Genomic DNA, 22,230 nt, shown 5'->3' on the forward strand with positions numbered 1-22,230 from the left:
ACGAGACGGAGGCGAAGCGGCTCAGTCTTGACAGCAGCCGCCGGCCTCGCCGCCGAAGTCGACCGCGAGTGGCTCCGAGATGGCCTCGTTCACGGCTTCGAGGGTGTCGGTCAGATCCTCCTGTGCATCGAGGAACTCGCTCATGACGGCCATCGAGTGGAGCTCGTCTTGAGCTTCTTGCACCTTCTGGAGCCCGGAGTTCGTCGCCTGTCCGGTCTCTCGAGCCTGCATGAACTCTGCGCGGATCTGTTCGAATTCGTCGATCTTCGCTTGGACTTCCTCGTCGCGCTGGACCGCTTCGCGAGCCGCCTCGAACCGCTCGTACTCCTGTGTCTGGGCGATACGATCGCCGAGATTGCGACCGAGGTCCTCGATAGCGGCCTGTTCGTCGGGGGAGGCCTGTTCGACGCTCATATCCAATTCTCGGGACGGATCGGTTTTAACCTGCCGGAGCCGGGGGTGTCCACGGGGATCGGTGGATCCCGATCGCGCTGAGAGGTCTCCCGCTCACAGGTCTCCCGCTCACTCGTGTTTCGCGATCTGTGACTCCACGAACGCGACGACATCGCTCAGCTCCTGCTGGCCGATTCCGTGACCGCCCGGGTAGCTCCCCCGGGTGACGGCGGCGCCGATCTCGTCGAACCGGTCGGCCGCGGCGGCCGATCGCGACTCCGGAATCACGCGGTCCCCGGCGCCAGCGCCGACGAACACCGGTTTGTCCTCGATCCCGTCCGGTTCGAGGTCGGCGTGCGCGTCCGCGAGGTAGCCGTGGAGCGCGACGATCCACGCGTAGCGGTCCGGGTCCTCCAACACGAGCGAGAGACTCGTGATCGCCCCCTGACTGAATCCGAGCAGGCCGAGCCGGTCGGAATCGAGGTCGTACGATTCGACAGCGGCGTCGACGCTCTCGGCGACCAGATCGAGGCTTCGCCGGAAGTCCGCCGCATCCGGCTGGCTCGCTTCGAGCCCGCCGGCGGACAGGTCGAGCTCGTACCACGTGTACCCGCCCTGTAGCGGGTCGGGAGCGCGCAGGCTCACGACGTGGAGCCCGTCCGGGAGGTGTCGCGCCACCGGCAGCAGGTCCTCCTCATCAGCGCCGCGACCGTGCAGCACGAAGACGGCGGGGGCTGTGCCAGACTCGTTGTCGGGCGCGACGTGGACGTGTTCAAGCGGGATCTCGGTCATGTGTCTCGCGTTCGTCGGCTCGGGGGTTGTATCCGTCGGCCGCGGCAGCGATCGGTTCGGGCGAGGGGCACGGCCCTCTGATCGACGGGATCGCACGCTGCGTCGGTCCGCGCGTGAGTTATTTGGCGATTGCGTCAGAGGTTGGATCATGGATCCCCGAACCCTCGTCGCGGCGACGGCGATTTTCCTCCTCGTGACAGGAATCACCGCCGCACCGGCGGCCGACGCGCGCGCACCGCCGACGCCGGTGTGCGGCGTCTGCGATCTCGACCGAACGGCACCCGACGGTACGTCGGTGGTTGCCGACGAGAGCTCGCTGATCGTCACTCTCCACGAGAACGGGTCGACAACGTGGGAGGCGCGGGTCGACCTCGCGGCCGGCGGCGACGCGCTTGCAGCGAACGAGTCCCTCCGGCGCATGGTCGTTGTCGAGGCGGCTCACGACGGAATCGCGGACCCGAGAGATGTCGACGCCCGGATCGACGGGAACGCGCTGCTGGTCGATTACCGTGACCCGAATGCCACGGAGCGGTACCTCGGCGTCGTGGTGTTCACGCCACTGACGCCTGCATCTCCCCAGGTCCCCTTCGTCATCGGCGGCGAGGGGGTGCGGTATCTCGGTGCCGATCGGCTGACTGTCCGCGGTGCGCCCGGGTGGGAAGTTCGCGGCGATGCGGCCGCAACCGACTCCGATGGGCGTCTCGTCTGGACCCGTGAAAGCACCGAGCCCGATGACGAGGGACGAGTCTTCATCGATGTCGCTCGAGACCCCGTCGCAGTCGAGGAGGACGCGGTACTGCCCGGCGTGCGGGCGTGGATGGGCCGACTGCTCACTGGAAACAACTTCTGAGGGTTGGACGCGCTGTGACAGTACGAACCTCACGAACCTCACGGACGAAACTCACGGTCGAACGCGCCGTTTAACCGTCGTGCCGCACAATTCGTCGATATGAGCGACTCCACGGAGGGCGACCTCACGAAGACGGGGATGGCCCTGAAACACGACCGCGAGTGGGACTACGAACTCGATCGGATCGTCGAGGCTATCGAGGAGCGCGACGCGTCGAAGGTCGGCCTCCAGTTCCCCGAGGGACTCAAGCGCCGTGGCCCGAAGGTCGCCGACGATCTCCGCGAGGTCGCGCCCGACGACGTGACCTTCATGCTGTCCGGCCAACCCTGCTACGGCGCCTGCGACCTCGACACGTACCTGATGCGCCGGACCGACGTGTTCGTCCACTTTGGTCACACGCCGATGAAGGAGTCCGACAGCATCGTCTACGTTCCCCTGTTCTCGAACGTCGACCCGTTCCCGATCATGGAGGACGCGCTGGAGGAAGAACTCGCATCTCCAGAAGAGGACGCCGACGTGGGGCTCGTCACGACGGCTCAGCACATGAACCGGTTCGAGGAGATGACCGACTGGTTAGAGGAGCGCGGCTACGAGGTCCACACCCGCCGGGGCGACGACCGTCTCACGAAGGAGGGACAGGTGCTCGGCTGCAACTACGCCTCCGCGGACATCGACGCCGAGCAGGTGCTGTACGTCGGCGGCGGGAAGTTCCACCCGGTCGGCCTCGCGATGGAGCACCCCGACAAGCGCGTCGTCATCGCCGACCCCGTCAACAACGCGGTCTCGGTCGCCGAACACGACCAGTTCCTCAAGCAGCGCTACGCCTCGGTTCACAAGGCGATGAGCGCCGAGAAGTGGGGCGTCATCTTCTGTACGAAGATCGGTCAAGGCCGCTGGGAGAAGGCCCAAGAGATCGTCGAGAACAACGAGAACGCCTACCTGATCACGATGGACGAGGTGACGCCGGACCGCCTCCGAAACTTCGACATGGACGCGTTCGTCAACACCGGCTGTCCCCGGATCACGACTGACGACGGCCCCCGGTTCCACAAGCCGATGTTGACCCCCGGCGAGTACGAGGCCGCGATCGGCGAGAAGCCGCTCGACTCGATCGAGTTCGACACGTTCCACGACACCTGGTAAATCGCCTTGGGGTCGAACCCCGAGGCACTCCACCTGCTCCGCCTGTAGACCGTCCGTGATTTCTCTTATTCCCCTCAGACAGCGTTCTCGACGTGGTCGATCGCCCTCGCCGGCGACGCGACCGCCTCCACGCCCTCGATGTCGTGCGTGTCGAGCCCGGCGACCGCCCGCCCGTGTGCGAGCGCCATCCCGATCTCCGAGAGCGTGCCGTGCGAGCCGTCGACCGCGATCGCGGCGTCGCCGTTCATCACCACGAGCGCGTTGCGGGCGTGGCCCATTCCGGTCGCGATCGGGGTCGTGACGTGCGGGTTCGCGTCCTCACACCGGCCGGTCGGCAGGACGCCGATCGTCTCCCCGCCGGCGTTTGCGGCGCCGCGACAGACCGCCGCCATCACGCCGCCGAGCCCACCACAAACGACCGTGTGGCCGCGGTTCGCGAGTCGTTCTCCCAACTCTTCGGCGACCGCTGCCGTCTCGGCCGGAACCGAACTGCCGCCGATGACACTGACGCGCATACCGCGGGACGCGGGACGGATGTATATAAAAGGCGTCGTACGTGTCGCGAGATTGGTGAAACTCTTTTAAGTGCTGGGCGACGACAGTCCCTATGACGTACGATACCGTCGTGTTCGACAACGACGGTGTCCTCGTAGGCCGCACGCGCTTCGACGTGCTCCGGGATGCAACCCGGGACGCGTTCGAGGAGTGCGGCGTCGAGGAGCCCGATCCGGACGACGTAGAGCGCATGACTATCGGCGCGACCCCCGGCAGCGTGGGGACCGTCTGTCAGACGTACGACCTCGATCCGGGGTCGTTCTGGCGGACCCGCGACGACGTGGTCTCGAAGGCCCAACAGCAGGAGGCGCGCGAGGGGCGTAAGACCCCCTACGACGACCTCGACGAGCTACAGAGCCTCGAGGTAGAGATGGGAATCGTCTCCTCGAACCAGCAGGCAACCGTGGACTTCCTCGTGAACCACTTCGACGGATTCGAGCGGTTCGGCGCCGCCTACGGCCGGGAGCCTACAATCCACTCGCTCCAGCTCCGTAAGCCGAACCCCCACTACATCGAACAGGCGCTCGGCGACCTCGACGCCGGCAACGCGCTGTTCGTCGGCGACAACGAGTCCGACGTGCGCGCCGCCGAGAACGCGGGCATCGACTCCGCGTTCATCCGTCGCCCCCACCGCCGCGACTGGGAGCTGAACGTCTGGCCGACCTGGGAGATCGATCGGCTCTCGGACCTGCACGACATCGTCGGGTAGGTCGCAACCGGCGGTGACAACTCGGTAGATCACCCCGGCCGACACCGCTCTCTCAAGGTTTAACTCCGATCGGGAGCTACGCCGCCACAGTGACAGACGCCCCCCCGTGGACCGACCTCTTCGGCCACGCAGAGCCGTACCCCGAGCAGGCTGACGGGATCGACGCCGCGATCGACGCCGCCGAGGACGGCGGCTTCCTCGCGCTGGAGGGCGCGTGCGGGACGGGCAAGACGATGCTCGCGCTCACCGCCGGACTCGACCGCGTTCGCGACCCCGACTCCGACTTCGAGCGTGTGTTCGTCCTCACGAGCGTCAAACAGCAGCTCCGCCAGTTCGAGACAGACCTGGAAACGATCAACGGGGACCTCCCAGATGGGTACGACCCGGTCTCTGGGCTCACGCTCGTCGGGAAGGCGGACGTGTGCCCGTACGCTCGCGAGAACCGCGGCGGGATCGACCGCGAGAACGTGTACGAGCGCTGTGAAGGGCTCCGCGAGCGCACCCGAAACCTCGTCGGCGACGGTGGCGCGACCACGACATCGAACCTCGTGAGCGAGGCACAGAGCCAACAGGTCGGCCTGTTGGACTCGGGGAACAGGGGCGGCTCGGCCACCGGTGATTCGAGCGCCGCCGACTACCTCAGCGTTGACGGCGATCCTACCCCGTACCGACCGGACACAGAGGAGTTCGAGGGCACCGAGTTCTGCCCGTTCTACGCCGGCTTCCTCGACGACCTTCCGGAGGACGGCGATCCCGCGGAGGCGGTCCCGTTCGACGTAACGGAACTCGGCCACGTCGGACCGACAGAGCTGGTCCGGCTCGCCGCCGGCCACGGCACCTGTCCGCACTCGATCATGGGTGCGCTCGTCCCCGAGGTCGAGGTCGTGATCGGCAACTACTACCACGCATTCGACCCCGTCACGACCGGGACGTTCACGGGCGCGCTGCTGGACAACTCGACGTTCGTCGTCTGCGACGAGGCCCACATGCTCGAACCCCGCGTGCGCGACCTCGTGAGCGACGCTGTCGCCGACGCCAGCCTCCGTGACGCGGAGAACGAACTCACGCGCGTCGTCCAGCCGCTCTCGTTCGAGACGGCCGGCGCAGAGTCGGACGACGCCGAACTCGTCCGTGGCGAGCTGGAGGACGCCGACGTGAGCGTCGACGAGATCGAGTCCGTCCGAGAATTTTACGCGGATCTCCGCGGAGAGCTCGACCGCCGCGTGACCGAGCGGCTGGACCGAGAGCGCCCAGACTGGCGGGCATCGATGCGCGAACTCGATGACGACGAGGTCCCCCTCCGTGACCCGGAAGAGCCGGGTGAAGACGAGATCACGGCGTGGGCGAAACGGGAGGGGTACGGTGACCGCGTCTGGGCCCGCGCGGAGCAGGTCGGCGCGGTCGTCAAACGCGTGCTCGATTCGCTGGAGGAGGAGGACAAACAGCGCGCTGCGCCGGGCGTCGGCCGCACCCTCAACGCGTGGTACCGCGAGGGCCACGATGACTTCTTCCGGGCGATCGATCTGGAGCGGACGTGGGACGAGACGGCGCCGCCCGACTCGTGGCGGCGCGCGTACAACGCGAGCCTCGCGCTGTACAACTGCCTGCCGAGCGAACCGATCGGCGACCGGCTCGCGGAGTTCGGCGGCGGCGTGCTAATGAGCGCGACACTGGAGCCGATGGACGTGTTCCGCGAGGTGACTGGGCTCGATCACCTCGAACAGCGCGGACGGCCAGTCGTCGAGCGGACATACGGCCTGTCGTTCCCGCCCGAAAACCGTGCGAGTTTCGCTGTCGACGCGCCGAAGTTCACTCACCAGAACCGCGGGGCACCCGGCGAGGAGAACGACACGCGACTCGCGCACCTCGACGCGACCGTGGCGGTAGCGAGCCGTGAGGGGAACGTGCTCGTCGGAACGCCGAGCTACGCGGAGGCGACGTGGATGGCCGAGTCGCTCTCGAAACGACTGGACAAGCCCGTGCTGCTCGACGAGTCGTCGGGCGACCGCGCCACGGAGTCGCTGAAAGACGACTTCTTCGCGGGCGACGGGAAGGTCCTCGTGACGAGCCTCCGCGGCACGCTCACGGAAGGCGTCGACTACCGCGGCGACCGTCTGTCGGCCGCCGTGGTCTGTGGCGTCCCGATCATCAACACGGCGCGGCCGCGGACGCGGGCGGTGATCACCGCTTACGACAGGCGGTTCGAGTCGGGATTCGAAACCGCCCTCACTGTTCCGGCGGTCCGGAAGGCCCGGCAGGCCGTCGGCCGGGTCATTCGTGGGACGGACGAACACGGAGTTCGCGTCCTGCTCGACGCCCGGTACGCGCGTGAGTCGTGGAACAGCGTCCGGGAGTACCTCCCGGACCACGAGCGCGAGGAGTACCAGCCGGTAAGCCCGGACATGCTCGGACTCGCGCTTGACCGGTTTGAGCGGCAGGTCGGCAACGAGTGAAGCGGCAGCCGATGAGGCGACTGAGGAGAGGACCGGAGCGACGAGAGCGCCGGAGGCGGTCCGTCGCGATTACCACTCGCCTACTGATCGGTTCGACGCAGGTATGGGACGCGTAACTAACGGTCCGTAGCGCCCGTACGTCCTCATGGAGCAACCGACACCGAAAGAGCGGTACCACGTCGTCTGCAGGGAGTGTCAGCTCGAACGGCTGTTTGATGTCGGCGACGACGCGAATCGCCTCGAACGCGAACACGCGTCGGAGACTGGTCATCGGATCGCAGTCGGGCGGGTCCGCTAGCTCATAGCCGGTCCGAACGAACGTTGCGTCGCTGTAGCTTGTGATCTGAAAATGGACGGAGAACCGTCGGGTGGCGGAGTAGAACGGTGCGACGACTGAGAAACGCGTCTGTTTTCGGTCCCAGCGGTCTAGTTCTCGCGACGGGCGAACGCGAGGTTACCGGAGACATTCTTGATGTAGGCCGTGACCGTCTCGCCTTCCTGTGCACCGGGGACGAACACCGTGTACTCGCCGCGTTCGGCGACACCGTCGCCCTTGCGGCCGGTGCCGACGATCTCGAGTTCGTACGTCTTGCCCGACTCGATCGCCTCCTCCTGCCGTTGGGTGTTCGAGGTGTTTTGCTTGGCGACGGGCCGGAACGCACCACAGGCCTCACAGCGAAGCATGGGCGTGCGGTTCTCGGTCTCAAGCCGGGTGTCCGGCAGGCCGCACTCAGAACAGGTGACGAACGACTCGATGTACGAGTCGATCGCAGTCTGGAAGTCGCGCTCGCGGAAGTTCCCGTTGTAGCGGGCTCGCCCGTCCTCGTACTGGCCAGCGGTACCGAGCTCCTGCTGGATCTTCGAGTGAACGTGTTCGGGGTCGCGGCTCAACGCGTCGGCGATCGCGGAGAGGTTCGTCAGCCGGGTGAACGCACCGTCCTTCTGTGTCTCCGGGTCCGGAACTGACAGCCGTTCGTCGGAGCCGCCGAGGTCCGGAACGTCCTCCATCGCGCGGTCGAGGCTCGATTCGTAATCCATGTCAAACCGGACGGTGGCGCGACGGAAATCGCTTCCGGGTTTGGGATCGAACGACGGCAATACGACTACGGGTCGAGAAACGAGGGTGAGAAATGAACCCACGACTTGGCGCGTGGCGTTCGTCCAGAAGTAGCGGGAGGTAGATTTGAACTACCGATCTCCGGGTTATGAGCCCGGCGGAATCTCCTGGCTATCCCATCCCGCTATCATATCAAAACCGCGTGCGACTGTTAAGGGTTCTGATCCCGTCGCCGTGTGCGATTCGTCCACGAAGTGTTTAAATATCGATCCGGACGGCCGCCGTCGGACATTAGGAGGTTTCGTCGGTGGTCGGATCGGCGCTTGCCGCCGCGTATCGCTGGCGCAACCGGAGTGCGGCGATCGCACCGACCGCGAACCCGACCGGTAACACGGCGTCTGCGGGGTCACCCGAGAGCGCGCGCGGGACGGTCAGCCCCGCCATTAGGGCGAACATTAGTGCCATTAGCCCGGCTATCGGGACCACGTAGCCGTCGGTGATCGATGTCTGGTCGGACTCATCGCTCATGGGGGCACTCTCGGGCGGACAGATTAAAAACCCGGGGCGGTCGCGCCCGGAGCGGTCACGACGCTCACCTTGCGTCGGTCGCAAACGCTTTTATCCATCATAGATAGTGATAAACTGATGCGAAAACCGCTACTAACGACGGACTTCTTGGACCGAGCACGGCGCCACTACGCCGACGAGGAGGCCGTCCTCGCCACTGACGGGACGCGGTACACCTACGCCGAGCTGGGCGAGCGCGCGGACCGCTTCTCCGCCGTGCTTCAAGAGTGCGGGATCGAGAAGGGCGACCGGGTTGCGGTGTTGGACCCGAACACTCACTACCACCTAGAAGCCGCCTACGGCGCCATGCAGATCGGCGCAGTTCACACTCCACTAAACTACCGGCTCACGCCCGACGACTTCTCGTACATGCTCTCCGACGCTGGCGTCGACGCTATCTACGCCGACGCCGAATACGCCGCGAACGTCGAGGCGATTCGCGAGGAGGTGCCAACCGAGACGTTCCTCACGAACGACGCCGACGCGATCGAGGGTGATTGGGAGTCGTTCGACGAGGCGCTCGCCGACGCGAATCCCGACGCCTACGAGCGCCCGGAGATGGATGAAGACGACGTGATCACCATCAACTACACCTCCGGGACCACGGGCGATCCGAAAGGGGTCTGTCGCACGCACCGCGCGGAGACGCTCCACGCCTACCTGATCACCATCCACCAGGAGATCACCGACGACGACGTGTACCTCTGGACGCTGCCGATGTTTCACGTCAACGGCTGGGGACACATCTACGCGATCACGGGGATGGGCGCCCGTCACATCTGTACCCGCGGCGTCGACGTCGAGGCCGTGTTCGACCGGATCCGCGCCGAGGACGTGTCGTACTTCTGTGCGGCGCCGACCGTGCTCAACATGCTCGGCGACCACTACGCCGACCACGGCGGCGCGACGACCGGCGACAACGACGTGCGGGCAGCCACCGCGGGCGCGGCGCCGCCGGAGGCAACGATCCGCACCGTTGAGGAAGAGTTCGGCTGGGATCTCAAACACGTGTACGGCGCGACCGAGACGGGGCCGCTCGTGACGACATCGGATGCCAAGCGTCACTTTGACGCCGACTCGGACGACCGGTTCGCGGTCAAGAAGACACAGGGGATCGGCTACCTCGGTACCGACGTGCGCGTCGTCGACGAAAACGGCGAGGACGTGGCTCCCGACGGCGAGACGATCGGCGAAATCGTTGTTCGGGGCAATCAGGTAATGGACCGCTACTGGAACAAGCCCGATGCCACCGAAGAGGCGTTCTCAGAGCGGCTGGAGGGATACTACCATATGGGAGATCTGGCCGTCGTCGACGAGGACGGCTTCGTCTCGATCCAAGATCGAAAAAAGGACATTATCATCTCTGGCGGGGAGAACATCTCCTCGATCGAGTTAGAGGACACCCTCTTCGAGCACGATGTCGTCTCAGACGTGGCCGTTATCCCCGCTCCCGACGAGCGGTGGGGCGAGACCCCGAAGGCGTTCGTGGTCCCGGAGAGCGGCGACCCGGACGACGCGGGTGCGACACCGGAGGAGCTCAAGGCGTTCGTTCGAGAGCGCGTCGCTGACTACAAGACTCCGGGCGAGGTGGAGTTCGTCGCTGAACTTCCGACGACGGCAACCGGGAAGATCCAGAAGTACGAGCTACGCGAGCGCGAGTGGGACGAGGAGGACCGGATGGTCGGGGAAGGGTAGCTGAAACAGCGGAAAAGACCGATCGCCCGACTTGGCCGTTGCCGGTTCAGTTCTCGCTGAGCAGGCTCTCGACGAGTTCCTCGGGGTCGAAGAGAGTGAGGTCGTCGTATCCCTGTCCAGTACCGAGAAACAGGATCGGCTTTCCGGTTACATACGCCACGGAGATCGCGGCCCCGCCGGAGGAATCGGCGTCGGCCTTCGTCAGAACCGCGCCGTCGATCTCGGCGGCGTCGTTGAACTCCTTCGCGCGGTTCACTGCGTCTTGACCCGCAACCGCCTCGTCGACGAACAGTGTCATATCCGGTGCGACAACGCGGTCGATCTTCTCGAGCTGGGCCATCAGGTCGTCGCTCGTGTGGAGCCGACCCGCGGTGTCGCCGAGGACGACATCGATGTCGTTCGCCTCGGCGTACTCGACGCCGTCGTAGATCACGGCGGCGGGGTCGCCGCCTTGGTCGTGGGAGATGAGCTCCCGGTCGAGTCGGTCGGCGTGCTCCTGGATCTGTTCGTTCGCACCCGCCCGGTAGGTGTCGCCGTTCGCCATCACTGACGAGTAGCCGCGGTCGGCGAGCCACTCCGAGAGCTTCGCGATGCTCGTCGTCTTTCCGACGCCGTTGACGCCGGTGAAGACGATGGTGACGGGTTTGTCGGCCTCTGCGATCCGCTCTTCGAAGTCGAACTGTCCGACGGCGATCACGTCGAGAAGGGCGTCGTGAAGCGCCGATTCGACGAGTTCGCCGGTCGTCTCGACCTGTTTGCGGGACTCACCGAGCATCTTCTCGCGGACGGTATCGAGGATGCGCTCGGCGACGCTCATCTCCACGTCGCTCTCTAAGAGGGCCATCTCCAGGTCCCACAGCGGCTCCTCTAGGTCTTCCTCCTCGATAATGATGCGCCCGGTCGCGAACGCCTTCGCACGCTGGAAGGTGCTCGGGTCGTTGTCGTCGGCGTCCGCATCGTCGTCGTCGGCTGCCGAGTCGACTTCAGTCGGCGATTCGGCGGCCGACGCGTCGCTCTCAGCGGCCGGAGCGTCCTCGGAGGACTCGGCGGCGGGGCTCTCGCCCGTCTCTGCCTCGTCCTGCTCCGCGGGCTCCTCGACTTCGGCGTTCTCCTCGACGTCTTTCCGGAACCCGGAGAGCTTGTCTTTCAGTCCGTCGAACACGGTCGGTCGTTACTCCTCGTCGCCCTGGCTCTGCTGCATCTGCTGCATCTGCTGTTGCTGCATCTGCTGTTGCATCTGCTGGGCCTGCTGTTCGAGCTCCTGACTCTCGGACTCGAGCTCGTCAACCTCTTCCTGCGTCTCCTCGATGCGGTCGTCGAGCGCGTCGCGCTTGCGACCGAGCACGTCGATGGCGTCCTCCTCGCTCTGCTCGGCGGAGTAGTTGCCACCGAGTGAGACGATAATCTCGTCGATATCCTGGACCTCGGCGCGCACGTAGGCGCCGCCGCCGAGCGGGACCTGCACCGTCGAGCCCGAGTCGAGGGTCTCGATGGCCTCGATCGCGTCGTCGATGTCAGACTGCTCCTCGCGGTGGTCGTCGATCTCGACTTCGAGCGCCTCGATCTCCTCGTCGAGCGCCTGCAGCTCTTGGGAGAGCTGCTGGAGCTGCTGTTGCCCACCGCCCATCATGCTGCGGACACCTCCTTGATCTCGATCTGGGGGCGCTTCCGGTTGTGCTGGCTCCCGACCGTGGTGTAGATACGCTCGCGGGCGAGGTCCTCGTTCTCCGCCTCAACGTCTTTGGTGAACGGCTGGAAGCCGTCTCGACTCTGGAACTGTCCAGTCACCGTGTAGGTACTCATGTTCTCCGATCCGGCAGGGAGAGGGAAGTATCTTCCTAAAAAGCGGGACGCGACCGATCAGGCTAAAGGGCGACGGAACGCCACAGGCGACCGAATTTCCGGTCGAAATCCGTCGCGACTAGGCACCGGAATCCGTCACCACCGAACACACAGTCAGCTGGCGAGGTCGACCCGCCGGAACCGGAAGGCCGCGAGGAGTACGAGCGCAAGCGTCGCCGTGAACAGGACGGCTGCACCGGCGGTGTCGTACTCGGCGTTCACGAGCAGTGCGGAGGGGTCGTAGTGAGCGGTCGGGCTGATCGACCCCACCCGAGCGTACTCGCTGCTGGCCGCGAGCGAATCAAACATGAACAGCGCGAACAAGCCGCCGAGCGCGACCCGTTGGGCGACGCCCGCCCGTGAGATGAGCGTCGTGACCGATCAGGGTGGCCCCGCCGCTCGTCGGCGACAGGAACCCGAGGAGGGTGCGGATCGCGATCGTCTTTCCGGCGCCGTTCGGCCCGAAGAAGCCGAACACCTCGCCATCCTCGACGGCAAACGACACGTCTTCGATCCCGCGAACGTCGCCGTAGTACTTCGTCAGGGACCGACATTCGATGGCGGGCATACTGCCCGCAACTCGGCATTGAGGCTTAAAAAATGGGCAGAATCGCCGGACTGAGCGCGATTCGCCGGGGTGCGGAGGTGTTTCGACCGGATGCGCTTCGGCCTCAGTCGATGAAGCCGAGCGTCTCCTCGATCCGACCCAGTTCGGGACCGGTGGTGTCCTCGCCGACGACGTATCCTTCGTCGGTGGCGATAAGCCCGGAGCCGATGAGCGGCGCGCCGTAGTTGATCGTCCCGAGATCGGCGCGCACGTCGAGCGCCTCCTCGACCGCTTGGAGCTCCGATTCGGTCGATTTGGGGTGACAGAGCACGCCCGTGTTGTTGGCGACCGCAGCGGTGCCGACCGTCCGCACGTCGCCGAGATCGCCACGGACCACGGGGACGCCGAGGGTCTCTCTGATCGTCACGATCGACTCGCGCGGGAGGTCCGGGTGGACGTACGCACCGTAGTCGTTCGCGAGGACGACGTTCCCGGCCGCGTTGATCTCGCCGGGAAGCTCGCCCACCTCGCAGTCAGCGGCCTCGGCGATCCGCGACTGCTCTCGCTCGGTGGCCCGCGCGGAGACGAGAACTCCGTTCTCGTTGCCCGTCGCGAGGGATCCGACGGTGTTGGCGCCGCCAACGGTCGTGAGGAGGGGCTCCGCGCCCAGTTCCTCGCCGAGTGCGTCGGCGAGCTCCTCGTCGACGTCCGGCCGAACCAACAGGAGGTCGTCGATCGCGCGGGCGAACACGCCCACGTACGACGAGCCGGTGAAGGTCGCCCGTAACACGCTACTCGGCGTACTCGGCTTCGACGACGGGCTCGCCGTCCTCGACGAACCGGGCCGCGCGGACGCGGACCTTGCTCGGGGGGTTCTGGCGACCGTTCGCCCAGACGGCCTCGTTGACCGTGGTGTCGAGAACGACCTCCGCCTCGTCGACGGAGAAGTGCTGTGCGAGGTGTTCGCGGACGATCTTCATCGCGAAGTCGGCGCGCTCCTGAATCGGCTTGTCGTTGGCGTCGCGGAGCGGGACGGTGACGACGCGCTCCTCGAAATCACTCGTGCTCATTTACTCGTCCAGGTCGTTCCGGCGCCAGTTGCGCCGCTTGGGGTTTCGCGTCACGTTCATGTCCGTCTTCATCATGACCCACGCGGGGACGCGGGTGTTCTGGCGTTCCGCCTTCGCCAGACGCTTTTTTTGAGCCTTCGACTTGTCTCCCATAGTGGCGCACACTTTCCACGGGGCGCATAAAACCCCTTCCATACCGCGTCGATCGGTGAGATCGAACACCCTGCGATGCACCGCGTCTCGGCAGGATCAGAAGGTCCGCTCGGCGAGGCCGCGGTAGATCCGGTAGCAACGCTCTAGCACGTCGACCCCGACGCTTTCGGTGTCGGTGTGCGCCTCGCCGGGCTCAGAGGCCCCGCAGACGAGGCAGTCGGTGCCGGCCTCGGCGAGCCAGCCCGCGTCGGTCGCGTGGGGCTTAATCACGTGTTCGGGCGCGTCGAGCCCCAGTTGGTCGTGGACCTCGCGCGCCGCCGCGAGCACGGCGTCGGCGAAGGCGTCGTCGCCGCAGGCCATCGGCGGAAGGTCTTGGTCGACCTCCCACTCGACGCCGTCGACCGCGTCGGCGGCGCGGCCGATGTCGGCGCGATCGCCCGGGACCGTCCGCTCGTCGATCGTCACCTCGCATCGCTCCGGGATCACGTTCCACGTCTCGCCGCCGTGGACCATCGTTACCGCGAGTGACCCGGAGACGGTCTCACCGAAGACGGTCGACTCCGGGGCGTCGAGCTCCCGAACCACATCGATGGCGTCACTTGCGCGGTAGATCGCGTTTTCGCCGTCCTCGGGCTCTGAGGCGTGCGCCGCGGTCCCGCTCGCGACCAGCGTCGAAGCGCGCCGCCCCTTGTGCGCGACGACCACGTCGGTGACGCCCGGCGTCGAGTAGTCCGTCGACCCCTCGGCGACGACTGCGCGCTCGGGGGCGAACCCGTTGTCGATCGCGTGGCGCGCGCCGGTCCCGCCGACCTCCTCGCCGGTGAACGAGGCGAACGCCAGCTCGCGACCCGCCGGCGGCTCGGCGTCTCGGAACGCGAGCATGCAGGCCGCCACCGCGCCCTTCATGTCCGCCGTCCCGCGGCCGTAGATCCGGCCGTCGCGGCGCTCGACGACGTATCCACCCGCGTTGCCCTCACCGGTCGTCTGGCGGTCAGCCGGCGGGACCACGTCGTGGTGGCCGACGAACGCGAGGGTGTCGGCGTCGTAGTCGTTCGTCTCACCTTTATAAGCGAGCACGCTGCCGGCGTCGTCGCGCTCGACCCGCGCGTCGGTCTCCGTGCGGAGCCACTCCTCGATCGCGTCGCCGGCGGCGGTCTCGTCCTCGTGCGACGGGATCGCGACCAGCTTCTCCGTCAGATCCGCGAGTTCGTCCATAGAGCGGTGTGGGTGCTCGGCAGCTTAAAAACTGAGTCTGGTGAGTGTACTTATAAATAGTACGTGCGGTGGCGTCGCCGGCGGCTTTGCCGCCGGCTGCAAGCGAGAGCTTCGCTCTCGCCCTGTGCGCCCCGGTTCGCGGCCAAACAGGCCGCGAACCGACGGTGCGAGGGAGTCGATCGTCCGGAGCAACGCGGAGGACGACCGACGAGGCTGGGGAGGCGTGAGGTGCTGTGCGGTCGCGGTCGGGTGGGACTCAAAGGGGCAGCCGGGGAGGCGGGCGCAGGCTCGTTGCGCGCTTCAGTCGCTCGCTGCGCTCGCTCCTTCCAGTGCTTACGTCGCCTGCGCCCGCCTCACCGGCTGGGGCTTTGGAGGTGTCTGCCGAGCAGCAGTCGACCACTCATAAACAAGAACTCGCTCAATAGACTACTTCTCCCACATAAGCGCGCGTGATTAATACGTCTCCGAGCCCTTCGAGCGAGTATGTCCAATCAGCTCGAAACCGCGACGCTCGGCGGCGGGTGCTTCTGGTGTACCGAGGCGGCGCTCGAACAGCTCGCCGGCGTCGAGTCGGTCACGTCCGGCTACGCCGGGGGCCACGTCGAGAATCCGACTTATAAAGGAGTCTGCTCCGGGAACACCGGCCACGCCGAGGTCGTCCAAGTGGAGTTCGATCCCGACGTGATCGCCTACGACAAGATTCTGGAAGCCTTCTTCGAGGTCCACGATCCGACGCAGCTCAACCGACAGGGCCCGGACGTTGGGTCCCAGTACCGCTCGATCGTCCTCACCCACGACGAGGAACAGCGCGAGGTCGCCGAGGCGTACGTCGAGGCGCTCGACGAGGAGTACGACGACGACGTGGTGACCGAGATCGAGCCGCTGGAGACGTTCTACCGCGCCGAGGAGCATCACCAGGACTACTTCGCGAAGAACCCCGACGACGCCTACTGCACCTTCCACGCGAAGCCGAAGATGGAGAAGGTCCGCGAGAAGTTCGAGGCGAAGGTCGCGAAGTAGGGCGTTTGCGCTGCTGTGAGATCCCCGGATCCTCGATCTCGCTTATAAATAGTTGATTCCGGATCGACGGTGAACACCGCCAAAGCCCCAGCCGCTCGACGATACGTGAGCGGTGACTCCTCGGTGAACACCGCCAAAGCCCCGGCCACGAGGACTCGCGGGACCCTTGCTGCGCTCCTCGCTCGCAGGCACGCGCCACCGCCTGGCTGCGGTCGCGATCACGTCGGCTATTTATAAGCAATCACCACCCGATTCGCCCCGGTCCCGACCGCGTTTGTCCGGCAACCCTGCGGTCGAACGGTAGACCTTTGCCGTCCCCGGTGTGAGCGGGCGTATGGTCTCGCTGGGACTGGTGGTGGCGCGGTTCAACGACTCCGTCACGGAGCCGATGGCCGAGGCCGCCCGCGAGGCGGCCACCGACCGCGACGCCGTCATCGTCGACGAAGTGAGCGTGCCGGGAGCGTACGACAGCCCGCTGGCCGCCGACCGGCTCGCGCGCCGAGACGACGTCGACGCCGTCGCGGTGGTCGGCGCCATCGTCACCGGCGACACCGACCACGACCACGTGATCGCGAGCGCGACCGCCGACAAGCTCACGCAGGTGAGCCTCGACCGCGACACCCCCGTCACGTTCGGCGTGAGCGGCCCGGGGATGTCCGGCGCGGAGGCGCGCGAGCGGATCGACAAGGGCGCGGACGCGGCAGAGGCCGCGATCGACCTCGCGGACGAACTCGACTGACGGAGCCGAGACGACCACACCACACCACAATGAGCGACGCATACGACTTTTCAGAGCGGATCGGACGCGTAGAACCCAGCGCCACGCTGGCGATATCGAACCTCGCGGCGGAGAAAGAGGCGGAGGGCGCTGACATCGTCGACCTGTCGGTCGGCGAGCCCGACTTCGATACTCCAGCGAACGTCGTCGAGGCAGGCAAGGATGCCCTCGACGCCGGCCACACGGGGTACACCTCCTCGAACGGGATTCCCCAACTCAAAGAGGCGATCGCGGCGAAGCTCCGCGACGACGGACTCGACGCCGACGCCGACGAAGTGATCGTCACCCCCGGCGGCAAGCAGGCGCTGTACGAGACGTTCCAGACCCTGATCGACGACGGCGACGAGGTCGTCCTGCTGGATCCGGCGTGGGTCTCCTACGAGGCGATGGCAAAGCTCGCCGGCGCCGACCTCTCGCGGGTCGATCTAGCCCCGCACGGGTTCCAGCTGGAGCCCGCGCTCGATGCGCTCGCGGAGACGGTTTCTGACGACACCAAACTGCTCGTCGTCAACTCCCCGTCGAACCCGACAGGTGCCGTCTTCTCGGAGACCGCCTTGGAGGGCGTCCGCGACCTCGCGGTCGAACACGACATCGCCGTGATCTCAGACGAGATCTACGAGCAGATCACCTACGACGCAGAGCACGTCTCGCTCGCGAGCCTTGACGGAATGGCCGACCGGACGATCACGATCAACGGTTTCTCGAAGGCGTACTCGATGACCGGCTGGCGGCTCGGCTACCTCCACGCGACCGACGAGTTCGTCGGGCAGGCCGGCAAGCTCCACTCGCACTCCGTCTCGTGTGCGGTCAACTTCGTCCAACGCGCGGGCGTCGAGGCCCTCGAAAACACCGACGAGTCGGTCACGGAGATGCGCGACGCGTTCCGCGACCGCCGCGACCTCCTCGTCGACCTGTTCGACGAGCACGGCGTCGACGTCGACGTGGGCGACGGCGCCTTCTACATGATGATCCCGGTCGACGAGGACGATCAGGCGTGGTGTGAGGCCGCCATCGAGGAGGCGTCGGTCGCCTGCGTCCCCGGGAGCGCGTTCAACGCGCCGGGCCACGCCCGGATCTCGTACGCTGCCAGCGAGGGGCGGCTTCGCGAGGCGGTCGACCGACTCGTCTCGAACGACCTGCTGTAGGCCCACAGGGGCGAGAACCGCCGACGTGTTTTTCAATCTTGTCACCGAATCTTCATTCGAGTGGTGGCATGTACACAGACATCTTGTATCCGACTGACGGGAGTACCGGATCGAACGCGGCGGCCGAACACGTCCGGCTGCTGGCGTCGATGTTCGACGCGACCGTGCACGTGCTGTGCGTCGTCGACACACGTCACGTGGGAATCGGAATGAGCGGCGCGTTTCTCGACGAGGGGACCGCGGGCATGAGTGGATCGGCCACGGACACCGAGGGCGGCACGGTCGGGGAGCGAGACGACGCCGACGAGCGGCAGGCGGAGTTGCGAGAACACGGCGAATCGGTCGTTAAAGAAGCGAGCGCGGCGTTCGGAGATATTGAGACGACAACGGCAGTCATGGCGGGCAATCCCCACACGAGCATCCTCGAGTACGCTGACGATCACGACATCGATCTGATCGTGATGGGGACGCACGGACGGACAGGCGTCGATCGGTACCTCCTCGGTAGCGTCACCGAAAAGGTGATCCGGATGTCCGACGCGCCCGTGATGACGGTTCGCGCCGGAGTCGAGGACTGACCGAGTCCTCGCGCGGTCCGGTATCCACGGCCGGCTGGGCGGCGCGGACCCCCGACCGCAGCCCATTTTCGTCCTCGTTTTGAACCGGGCGGCATGGACGAATCCCTGCGTGAGTAGCCGGCGACCTTCCGAAACCCTTACTCCCGATCCGGAACACCTCAGCGTATGAGCGATACGTCCGAGTCGGCGGATGACGCGGGGGAGGCGCCCGACGGGGGCGACGACGCCGCGGCCGCCGTCGACGCCGAGAAGGTCCGACACGTCGCGGATCTGGCCCGCGTGCGGCTCGACGACGACGAGGTCGAGGCGTTCGCCGACCAGTTCGGCGACATTCTCGACTACTTCGAGGCGCTCGACGAGGTGCCAGAGACCGACCGCGAGGAGGAACTCGTCAACGTGATGCGCCCCGACGAGGTCAAAGAGGGGCTCACGCAAGAAGAAGCACTGTCGAACGCCGAGGAGACGGAAGACGGCTTCTTCGTGGGGCCGAAGGTGTCGTGATGGCGGCCGACTACAACGCCTTCATCACGGAGGAAACAATCGAGGGCGACGACGACGCCGACGGCCCCCTCGCTGGAGCGACGGTCGCGGTCAAGGATAACATCTCCACAGAGGGGATCCGGACGACCTGCGGCTCCGAGATGCTCGCCGACTACGTCCCGCCGTACTCCGCGACTGTCGTCGACCGGCTGACCGACGCGGGCGCGACGGTCGTCGGCAAGACGAACATGGACGAGTTCGGGATGGGAACGACCACCGAGACCTCCGCGTTCGGCCCCACGAAGAACCCTGCCGACCCGGAGCGCGTCCCCGGCGGCTCCTCGGGCGGGTCGGCGGCGGCGGTCGCCGCGGGCGAGGCCGACGTGGCCCTCGGCTCCGACACGGGCGGGTCGGTGCGCTGTCCGGCCGCGTTCTGCGGCGTCGTCGGGATCAAGCCCACCTACGGGCTCGTCTCGCGGTACGGGCTCGTCGCGTACGCAAACTCCCTCGAACAGATCGGACCGATCGCGGGCACCGTCGAGGAGGCGGCCGCCGCCCTTGACGTCATCGCTGGAGCGGACCCGCACGACGGGACCACTCGCGACTTGAGCGAGGTTGAGGGTGCGAATCCCGACCCGAACTACGCCGCGGCCGCCGACGGCGACGTCGACGGGCTCACCGTCGGGATCCCGACCGAGCTGTTCGACGGGGCCGACGAGCGCGTGGTCGAGACGGTCGAGGCCGCGATCGCGGACCTTGAGGCGCAGGGCGCCGAAACGACCGAAATCTCGCTGCCCTCGGTCGAGCACGCGGTGCAGGCGTACTACGTCATCGCGATGGCGGAGGCCTCCTCGAACCTCGCGCGCTTCGACGGCGTGCGATACGGGAACCGCGCCGAGTCGGACGGCAACTGGAACGAGTCGTTCGCGGAGACGCGCGAGGAGGGGTTCGGCGCGGAGGTCAAACGTCGGATCCTGCTGGGCACGTACGCGCTCTCGGCGGGGTACCATGACAAGTACTACCAGAAGGCGCAGGATGCTCGTGCGTGGGTCCGTCAGGACTTCGAAGACGCGTTCGCGGACGTGGACGTGATCGCGTCGCCGACGATGCCGGTGCTCCCCTTCGAGCTCGGCGAGAGCCTCGACGACCCCCTCCGGATGTACCTCGCGGACGCGAACACGACGCCGGTGAACCTCGCGAATCTCCCCGCGATTTCGGTGCCCGCCGGCGAGGCCGACGGGCTTCCCGTCGGGCTCCAACTGGTCGGCCCGAAATTCGACGAGGAGACGGTGATTCGCGCGGCGAGCGCGGTCGAGGACAGATGAGTCTGACTGACGAGGAGCTGAGCCGGCTCGCCGACATCGTCCGCCTCCAGCCGACGAAGAACGGCGAGCTACAGGACGCGTGGGGACTCGACAGCGGCAGCGAGGTCCACCAGTACCTGGAAAACCACCTCAAGGAGTACTACTACCGCGACGACGACAGCCTGATCCGATCGACCGCCGAGGCGAACGACCTCGTCGACGTCGAGCCCGGGATCGAGGCCGACGCCGTCGCGAAGGGCGCCGCGCCGGAGACGATCCGCGTCCCCGAGCTGGAGGCGCGGGTGTTTGAGGTCGTGGCGGGTCCCGACGAGCGCTCGCAGTCGGTCGTGGCCGTGCTCAACGCGGTCCGCGAGGCGTTCGATCTCGACCCCGACGTCGACGAGGTGCGGCGCGCGCTCCGGAGCCTCGAACGGAAGAACGTCGTCGAGGTCGTCTACCGGACCGTGCCGACGTTCAGGCTGGCCGTCGAGCGCGACGAGATCACCGTCGAAATCGCCGAGTAGCGCGCTACCTGCGCATCGGTCGGGAGAGCGTTCCGCAACGGTACCTTATAAGCCGCCGGGGCCGGAACCGTCTCGGTAATGCTACAGGGGGTCAACGTCGCGCTCGGTGTCTCGGGGAGCATCGCGGCGGTGAAGGTCGTCGAACTCGCTCACGAGCTACGCCGCCATGGTGCGAGCGTGCGCGCCGTCATGTCTCCGGCGGCGACGAACATCGTCCACCCGTGGGCGGTCGACTTCGCGACCGACGAGCCCGTCGTCACCGAGATCACCGGCGACGTGGAACACGTCGAGCTGTGCGGCCGAGAGGGGTGGGCCGACGTGCTCCTGCTCGCGCCCGCGACCGCGAACACCGCCGGGAAGGTCGCGGCTGCAGTCGACGATACCCCGGTCACGACTTGCGCGACGACCGCACTCGGCGCGGATCTGCCGGTCGTGATGGCGCCGGCGATGCACGAGCCGATGTACGACCACCCGGGCGTGCTGGAGGCGCTCGATCGGCTGGAGGCGTGGGGCGTGACGTTCGCGGATCCTCGCATCGAGGAGGGAAAGGCGAAGATCGCCGCCGAAGAGGACATCGTGACGAAGGTCGCCCGCGCAACCACGCCGCAGTCGCTCTCGGGGACGCACGTCGTCGTCACCGCGGGTGCGACGAAAGAGCGGATCGACCCAATTCGGATCTTGACGAACCGGGCGTCGGGGAAGACGGGGCGGGCGGTCGCTCGGGCGCTGTACGTCCGGGGCGCGACCGTGACGCTGGTACAGGACGGTTCGGAGGTCCCCTACGCCGACGTGGTCGCGGTCGAGACCGCGGCGGAGATGATGGAGGCGTGTCGCCGGACCGCGGCCACCGCGGACGCGCTGATCTCCGCGGCGGCCATCTCCGATTTTACCGCCGACGCGGTCGACGAGAAGATCCGATCCGGATCCCCGCTCTCGGTCGATCTGGAGCCGACGCCGAAGCTGATCGACTCGGTGCGAGAGGCGTACCCGGACCTCCCGATCGTTGGGTTCAAAGCCGAGACCTCCGGCGACGACGCGGCGATGGTCGCGGAGGCGGAGCGGATCCGCGACCGAGTTGGACTCGTGTTCGTCGTCGCCAACGACGCGAGCGTGATGGGGGACGACGAGACCCGCGTCCTCCTCGTCGGCGACGAAGGGACCGAACCGACGGAGGCCGTCGGCTCGAAGGATACCGTTGCCGGGCAGATCGCAGACAGGCTGGCCGTCGAACTCGGGTGGTCGGCGTAGCGGCCGAATCGATCCGCGTCGACAGCCGCTCCTCCCCTCGTTCGCCCCGAAGCCGTCGTGGATACAAACTGTTTTGAGGCGGTAGAGAAACGATTGGGACAGAGATACTCAT

Annotated in this window: 27 protein-coding genes, 1 tRNA gene and 1 pseudogene; 14 read left to right on the forward strand and 15 right to left on the reverse strand. The window is 66.6% G+C overall.

Annotation, left to right across the window (positions count from 1 at the left end):
* Positions 1-21: 21 nt before the first annotated feature.
* Both HLAC_RS04010 and HLAC_RS04015 read right to left on the reverse strand, forming a co-directional pair.
* Positions 22-414: a YlbF/YmcA family competence regulator gene (locus HLAC_RS04010; protein WP_015909561.1), complete on the reverse strand. Its 393-nt coding sequence runs from the start codon at positions 412-414 to the stop codon at positions 22-24.
* 108 nt (positions 415-522) lie between these two features.
* Positions 523-1,185, reverse strand: a complete 663-nt coding sequence (locus tag HLAC_RS04015) for an alpha/beta hydrolase (protein ID WP_015909562.1) — start codon at positions 1,183-1,185, stop codon at positions 523-525.
* A 148-nt stretch (positions 1,186-1,333) separates the two neighbouring features.
* Between HLAC_RS04015 and HLAC_RS04020 the strand changes: the two genes are divergently transcribed.
* Positions 1,334-2,035 carry a hypothetical protein gene (locus HLAC_RS04020; protein WP_015909563.1) on the forward strand — a complete coding sequence of 234 codons (702 nt, stop codon included), beginning with the start codon at positions 1,334-1,336 and terminating at the stop codon, positions 2,033-2,035.
* Between the two features lie 99 nt (positions 2,036-2,134).
* On the forward strand, positions 2,135-3,178 hold the full coding sequence (gene dph2 / locus HLAC_RS04025; protein WP_015909564.1) for a diphthamide biosynthesis enzyme Dph2: 1,044 nt from the start codon (positions 2,135-2,137) through the stop codon (positions 3,176-3,178).
* Positions 3,179-3,252: 74 nt separating this feature from the next.
* Here the strand turns inward: dph2 and HLAC_RS04030 are convergent, their stop codons facing one another.
* Positions 3,253-3,693 (reverse strand): TIGR00725 family protein, encoded by a 441-nt coding sequence (locus tag HLAC_RS04030; RefSeq protein WP_015909565.1) that lies wholly within the window; start codon positions 3,691-3,693, stop codon positions 3,253-3,255.
* A 92-nt stretch (positions 3,694-3,785) separates the two neighbouring features.
* Here HLAC_RS04030 and HLAC_RS04035 point away from each other — a divergent pair, with 92 nt between their 5' ends.
* The 3 genes from HLAC_RS04035 (at position 3,786) to HLAC_RS19200 (ending at position 7,193) form a co-directional block, all read left to right on the forward strand.
* The gene (locus tag HLAC_RS04035) at positions 3,786-4,442 is read left to right on the forward strand and encodes an HAD family hydrolase (RefSeq protein WP_015909566.1); all 657 of its coding nucleotides are present in this window, start codon (positions 3,786-3,788) and stop codon (positions 4,440-4,442) included.
* 89 nt (positions 4,443-4,531) lie between these two features.
* Entirely contained in the window at positions 4,532-6,895 is a 2,364-nt protein-coding gene (locus HLAC_RS04040; protein ID WP_015909567.1) for an ATP-dependent DNA helicase, read from the forward strand.
* Positions 6,896-7,040: 145 nt separating this feature from the next.
* Complete coding sequence (locus tag HLAC_RS19200) at positions 7,041-7,193, forward strand: hypothetical protein (RefSeq protein WP_015909568.1); 153 nt, start codon at positions 7,041-7,043, stop codon at positions 7,191-7,193.
* A 128-nt stretch (positions 7,194-7,321) separates the two neighbouring features.
* Here HLAC_RS19200 and HLAC_RS04045 read toward each other — a convergent pair whose 3' ends face one another.
* From HLAC_RS04045 to HLAC_RS04055, 3 genes are all read right to left on the reverse strand, one after another.
* The gene (locus HLAC_RS04045; protein WP_015909569.1) at positions 7,322-7,933 is read right to left on the reverse strand and encodes a translation initiation factor IF-2 subunit beta; all 612 of its coding nucleotides are present in this window, start codon (positions 7,931-7,933) and stop codon (positions 7,322-7,324) included.
* A gap of 130 nt (positions 7,934-8,063) precedes the next feature.
* Positions 8,064-8,138 (reverse strand) — tRNA-Met (locus HLAC_RS04050).
* A 105-nt stretch (positions 8,139-8,243) separates the two neighbouring features.
* On the reverse strand, positions 8,244-8,480 hold the full coding sequence (locus tag HLAC_RS04055; RefSeq protein ID WP_015909570.1) for a hypothetical protein: 237 nt from the start codon (positions 8,478-8,480) through the stop codon (positions 8,244-8,246).
* Between the two features lie 117 nt (positions 8,481-8,597).
* Between HLAC_RS04055 and HLAC_RS04060 the strand changes: the two genes are divergently transcribed.
* Positions 8,598-10,214: a long-chain-fatty-acid--CoA ligase gene (locus HLAC_RS04060; RefSeq protein ID WP_015909571.1), complete on the forward strand. Its 1,617-nt coding sequence runs from the start codon at positions 8,598-8,600 to the stop codon at positions 10,212-10,214.
* Positions 10,215-10,260: 46 nt separating this feature from the next.
* On the opposite strand, the gene ftsY is transcribed toward HLAC_RS04060, so the two are convergent.
* From ftsY to HLAC_RS04105, 9 genes and pseudogenes are all read right to left on the reverse strand, one after another.
* Positions 10,261-11,376, reverse strand: coding sequence for a signal recognition particle-docking protein FtsY (ftsY, locus tag HLAC_RS04065; protein ID WP_015909572.1), 1,116 nt, complete (start codon positions 11,374-11,376; stop codon positions 10,261-10,263).
* 9 nt (positions 11,377-11,385) lie between these two features.
* Positions 11,386-11,841 carry a prefoldin subunit alpha gene (pfdA, locus tag HLAC_RS04070; RefSeq protein ID WP_049933234.1) on the reverse strand — a complete coding sequence of 152 codons (456 nt, stop codon included), beginning with the start codon at positions 11,839-11,841 and terminating at the stop codon, positions 11,386-11,388.
* Positions 11,841-12,017, reverse strand: coding sequence for a 50S ribosomal protein L18Ae (rpl18a, locus tag HLAC_RS04075; RefSeq protein ID WP_015909574.1), 177 nt, complete (start codon positions 12,015-12,017; stop codon positions 11,841-11,843). The genes pfdA and rpl18a overlap by 1 nt, the downstream gene beginning before the upstream one ends.
* 153 nt (positions 12,018-12,170) lie before the next feature.
* Complete coding sequence (locus HLAC_RS04080; RefSeq protein ID WP_015909575.1) at positions 12,171-12,365, reverse strand: hypothetical protein; 195 nt, start codon at positions 12,363-12,365, stop codon at positions 12,171-12,173.
* Between the two features lie 58 nt (positions 12,366-12,423).
* Positions 12,424-12,624, reverse strand: a pseudogene (locus HLAC_RS04085) (ATP-binding cassette domain-containing protein); the annotation flags it as partial.
* A gap of 103 nt (positions 12,625-12,727) precedes the next feature.
* Entirely contained in the window at positions 12,728-13,393 is a 666-nt protein-coding gene (locus HLAC_RS04090; protein WP_015909577.1) for a translation initiation factor IF-6, read from the reverse strand.
* 1 nt (position 13,394) lies between these two features.
* Complete coding sequence (locus tag HLAC_RS04095) at positions 13,395-13,673, reverse strand: 50S ribosomal protein L31e (protein WP_015909578.1); 279 nt, start codon at positions 13,671-13,673, stop codon at positions 13,395-13,397.
* Entirely contained in the window at positions 13,674-13,826 is a 153-nt protein-coding gene (locus HLAC_RS04100; RefSeq protein ID WP_004050128.1) for a 50S ribosomal protein L39e, read from the reverse strand.
* A 96-nt stretch (positions 13,827-13,922) separates the two neighbouring features.
* Positions 13,923-15,041: a M20 family metallopeptidase gene (locus tag HLAC_RS04105; protein ID WP_015909579.1), complete on the reverse strand. Its 1,119-nt coding sequence runs from the start codon at positions 15,039-15,041 to the stop codon at positions 13,923-13,925.
* A 483-nt stretch (positions 15,042-15,524) separates the two neighbouring features.
* Between HLAC_RS04105 and msrA the strand changes: the two genes are divergently transcribed.
* From msrA to coaBC, 8 genes are all read left to right on the forward strand, one after another.
* A complete protein-coding gene (gene msrA / locus HLAC_RS04110; protein ID WP_015909580.1) occupies positions 15,525-16,061 on the forward strand; it encodes a peptide-methionine (S)-S-oxide reductase MsrA in 537 nt (178 codons plus the stop codon).
* 334 nt (positions 16,062-16,395) lie between these two features.
* Positions 16,396-16,800 carry a 6,7-dimethyl-8-ribityllumazine synthase gene (gene ribH, locus HLAC_RS04115; protein ID WP_015909581.1) on the forward strand — a complete coding sequence of 135 codons (405 nt, stop codon included), beginning with the start codon at positions 16,396-16,398 and terminating at the stop codon, positions 16,798-16,800.
* 29 nt (positions 16,801-16,829) lie between these two features.
* Complete coding sequence (locus HLAC_RS04120) at positions 16,830-17,984, forward strand: pyridoxal phosphate-dependent aminotransferase (RefSeq protein WP_015909582.1); 1,155 nt, start codon at positions 16,830-16,832, stop codon at positions 17,982-17,984.
* A gap of 68 nt (positions 17,985-18,052) precedes the next feature.
* On the forward strand, positions 18,053-18,562 hold the full coding sequence (locus HLAC_RS04125; protein WP_015909583.1) for a universal stress protein: 510 nt from the start codon (positions 18,053-18,055) through the stop codon (positions 18,560-18,562).
* A 165-nt stretch (positions 18,563-18,727) separates the two neighbouring features.
* A complete protein-coding gene (gene gatC / locus HLAC_RS04130; RefSeq protein ID WP_015909584.1) occupies positions 18,728-19,063 on the forward strand; it encodes an Asp-tRNA(Asn)/Glu-tRNA(Gln) amidotransferase subunit GatC in 336 nt (111 codons plus the stop codon).
* Complete coding sequence (gene gatA / locus HLAC_RS04135) at positions 19,063-20,367, forward strand: Asp-tRNA(Asn)/Glu-tRNA(Gln) amidotransferase subunit GatA (RefSeq protein ID WP_015909585.1); 1,305 nt, start codon at positions 19,063-19,065, stop codon at positions 20,365-20,367. Before gatC ends, gatA begins: the two co-directional genes overlap by 1 nt.
* Entirely contained in the window at positions 20,364-20,870 is a 507-nt protein-coding gene (locus tag HLAC_RS04140; RefSeq protein WP_015909586.1) for a DUF5797 family protein, read from the forward strand. The genes gatA and HLAC_RS04140 overlap by 4 nt, the downstream gene beginning before the upstream one ends.
* 78 nt (positions 20,871-20,948) lie before the next feature.
* On the forward strand, positions 20,949-22,118 hold the full coding sequence (gene coaBC / locus HLAC_RS04145) for a bifunctional phosphopantothenoylcysteine decarboxylase/phosphopantothenate--cysteine ligase CoaBC (RefSeq protein ID WP_015909587.1): 1,170 nt from the start codon (positions 20,949-20,951) through the stop codon (positions 22,116-22,118).
* Positions 22,119-22,230 lie beyond the last annotated feature (112 nt).

Source organism: Halorubrum lacusprofundi ATCC 49239, assembly GCF_000022205.1.
GTDB classification, from domain to species: domain Archaea; phylum Halobacteriota; class Halobacteria; order Halobacteriales; family Haloferacaceae; genus Halorubrum; species Halorubrum lacusprofundi.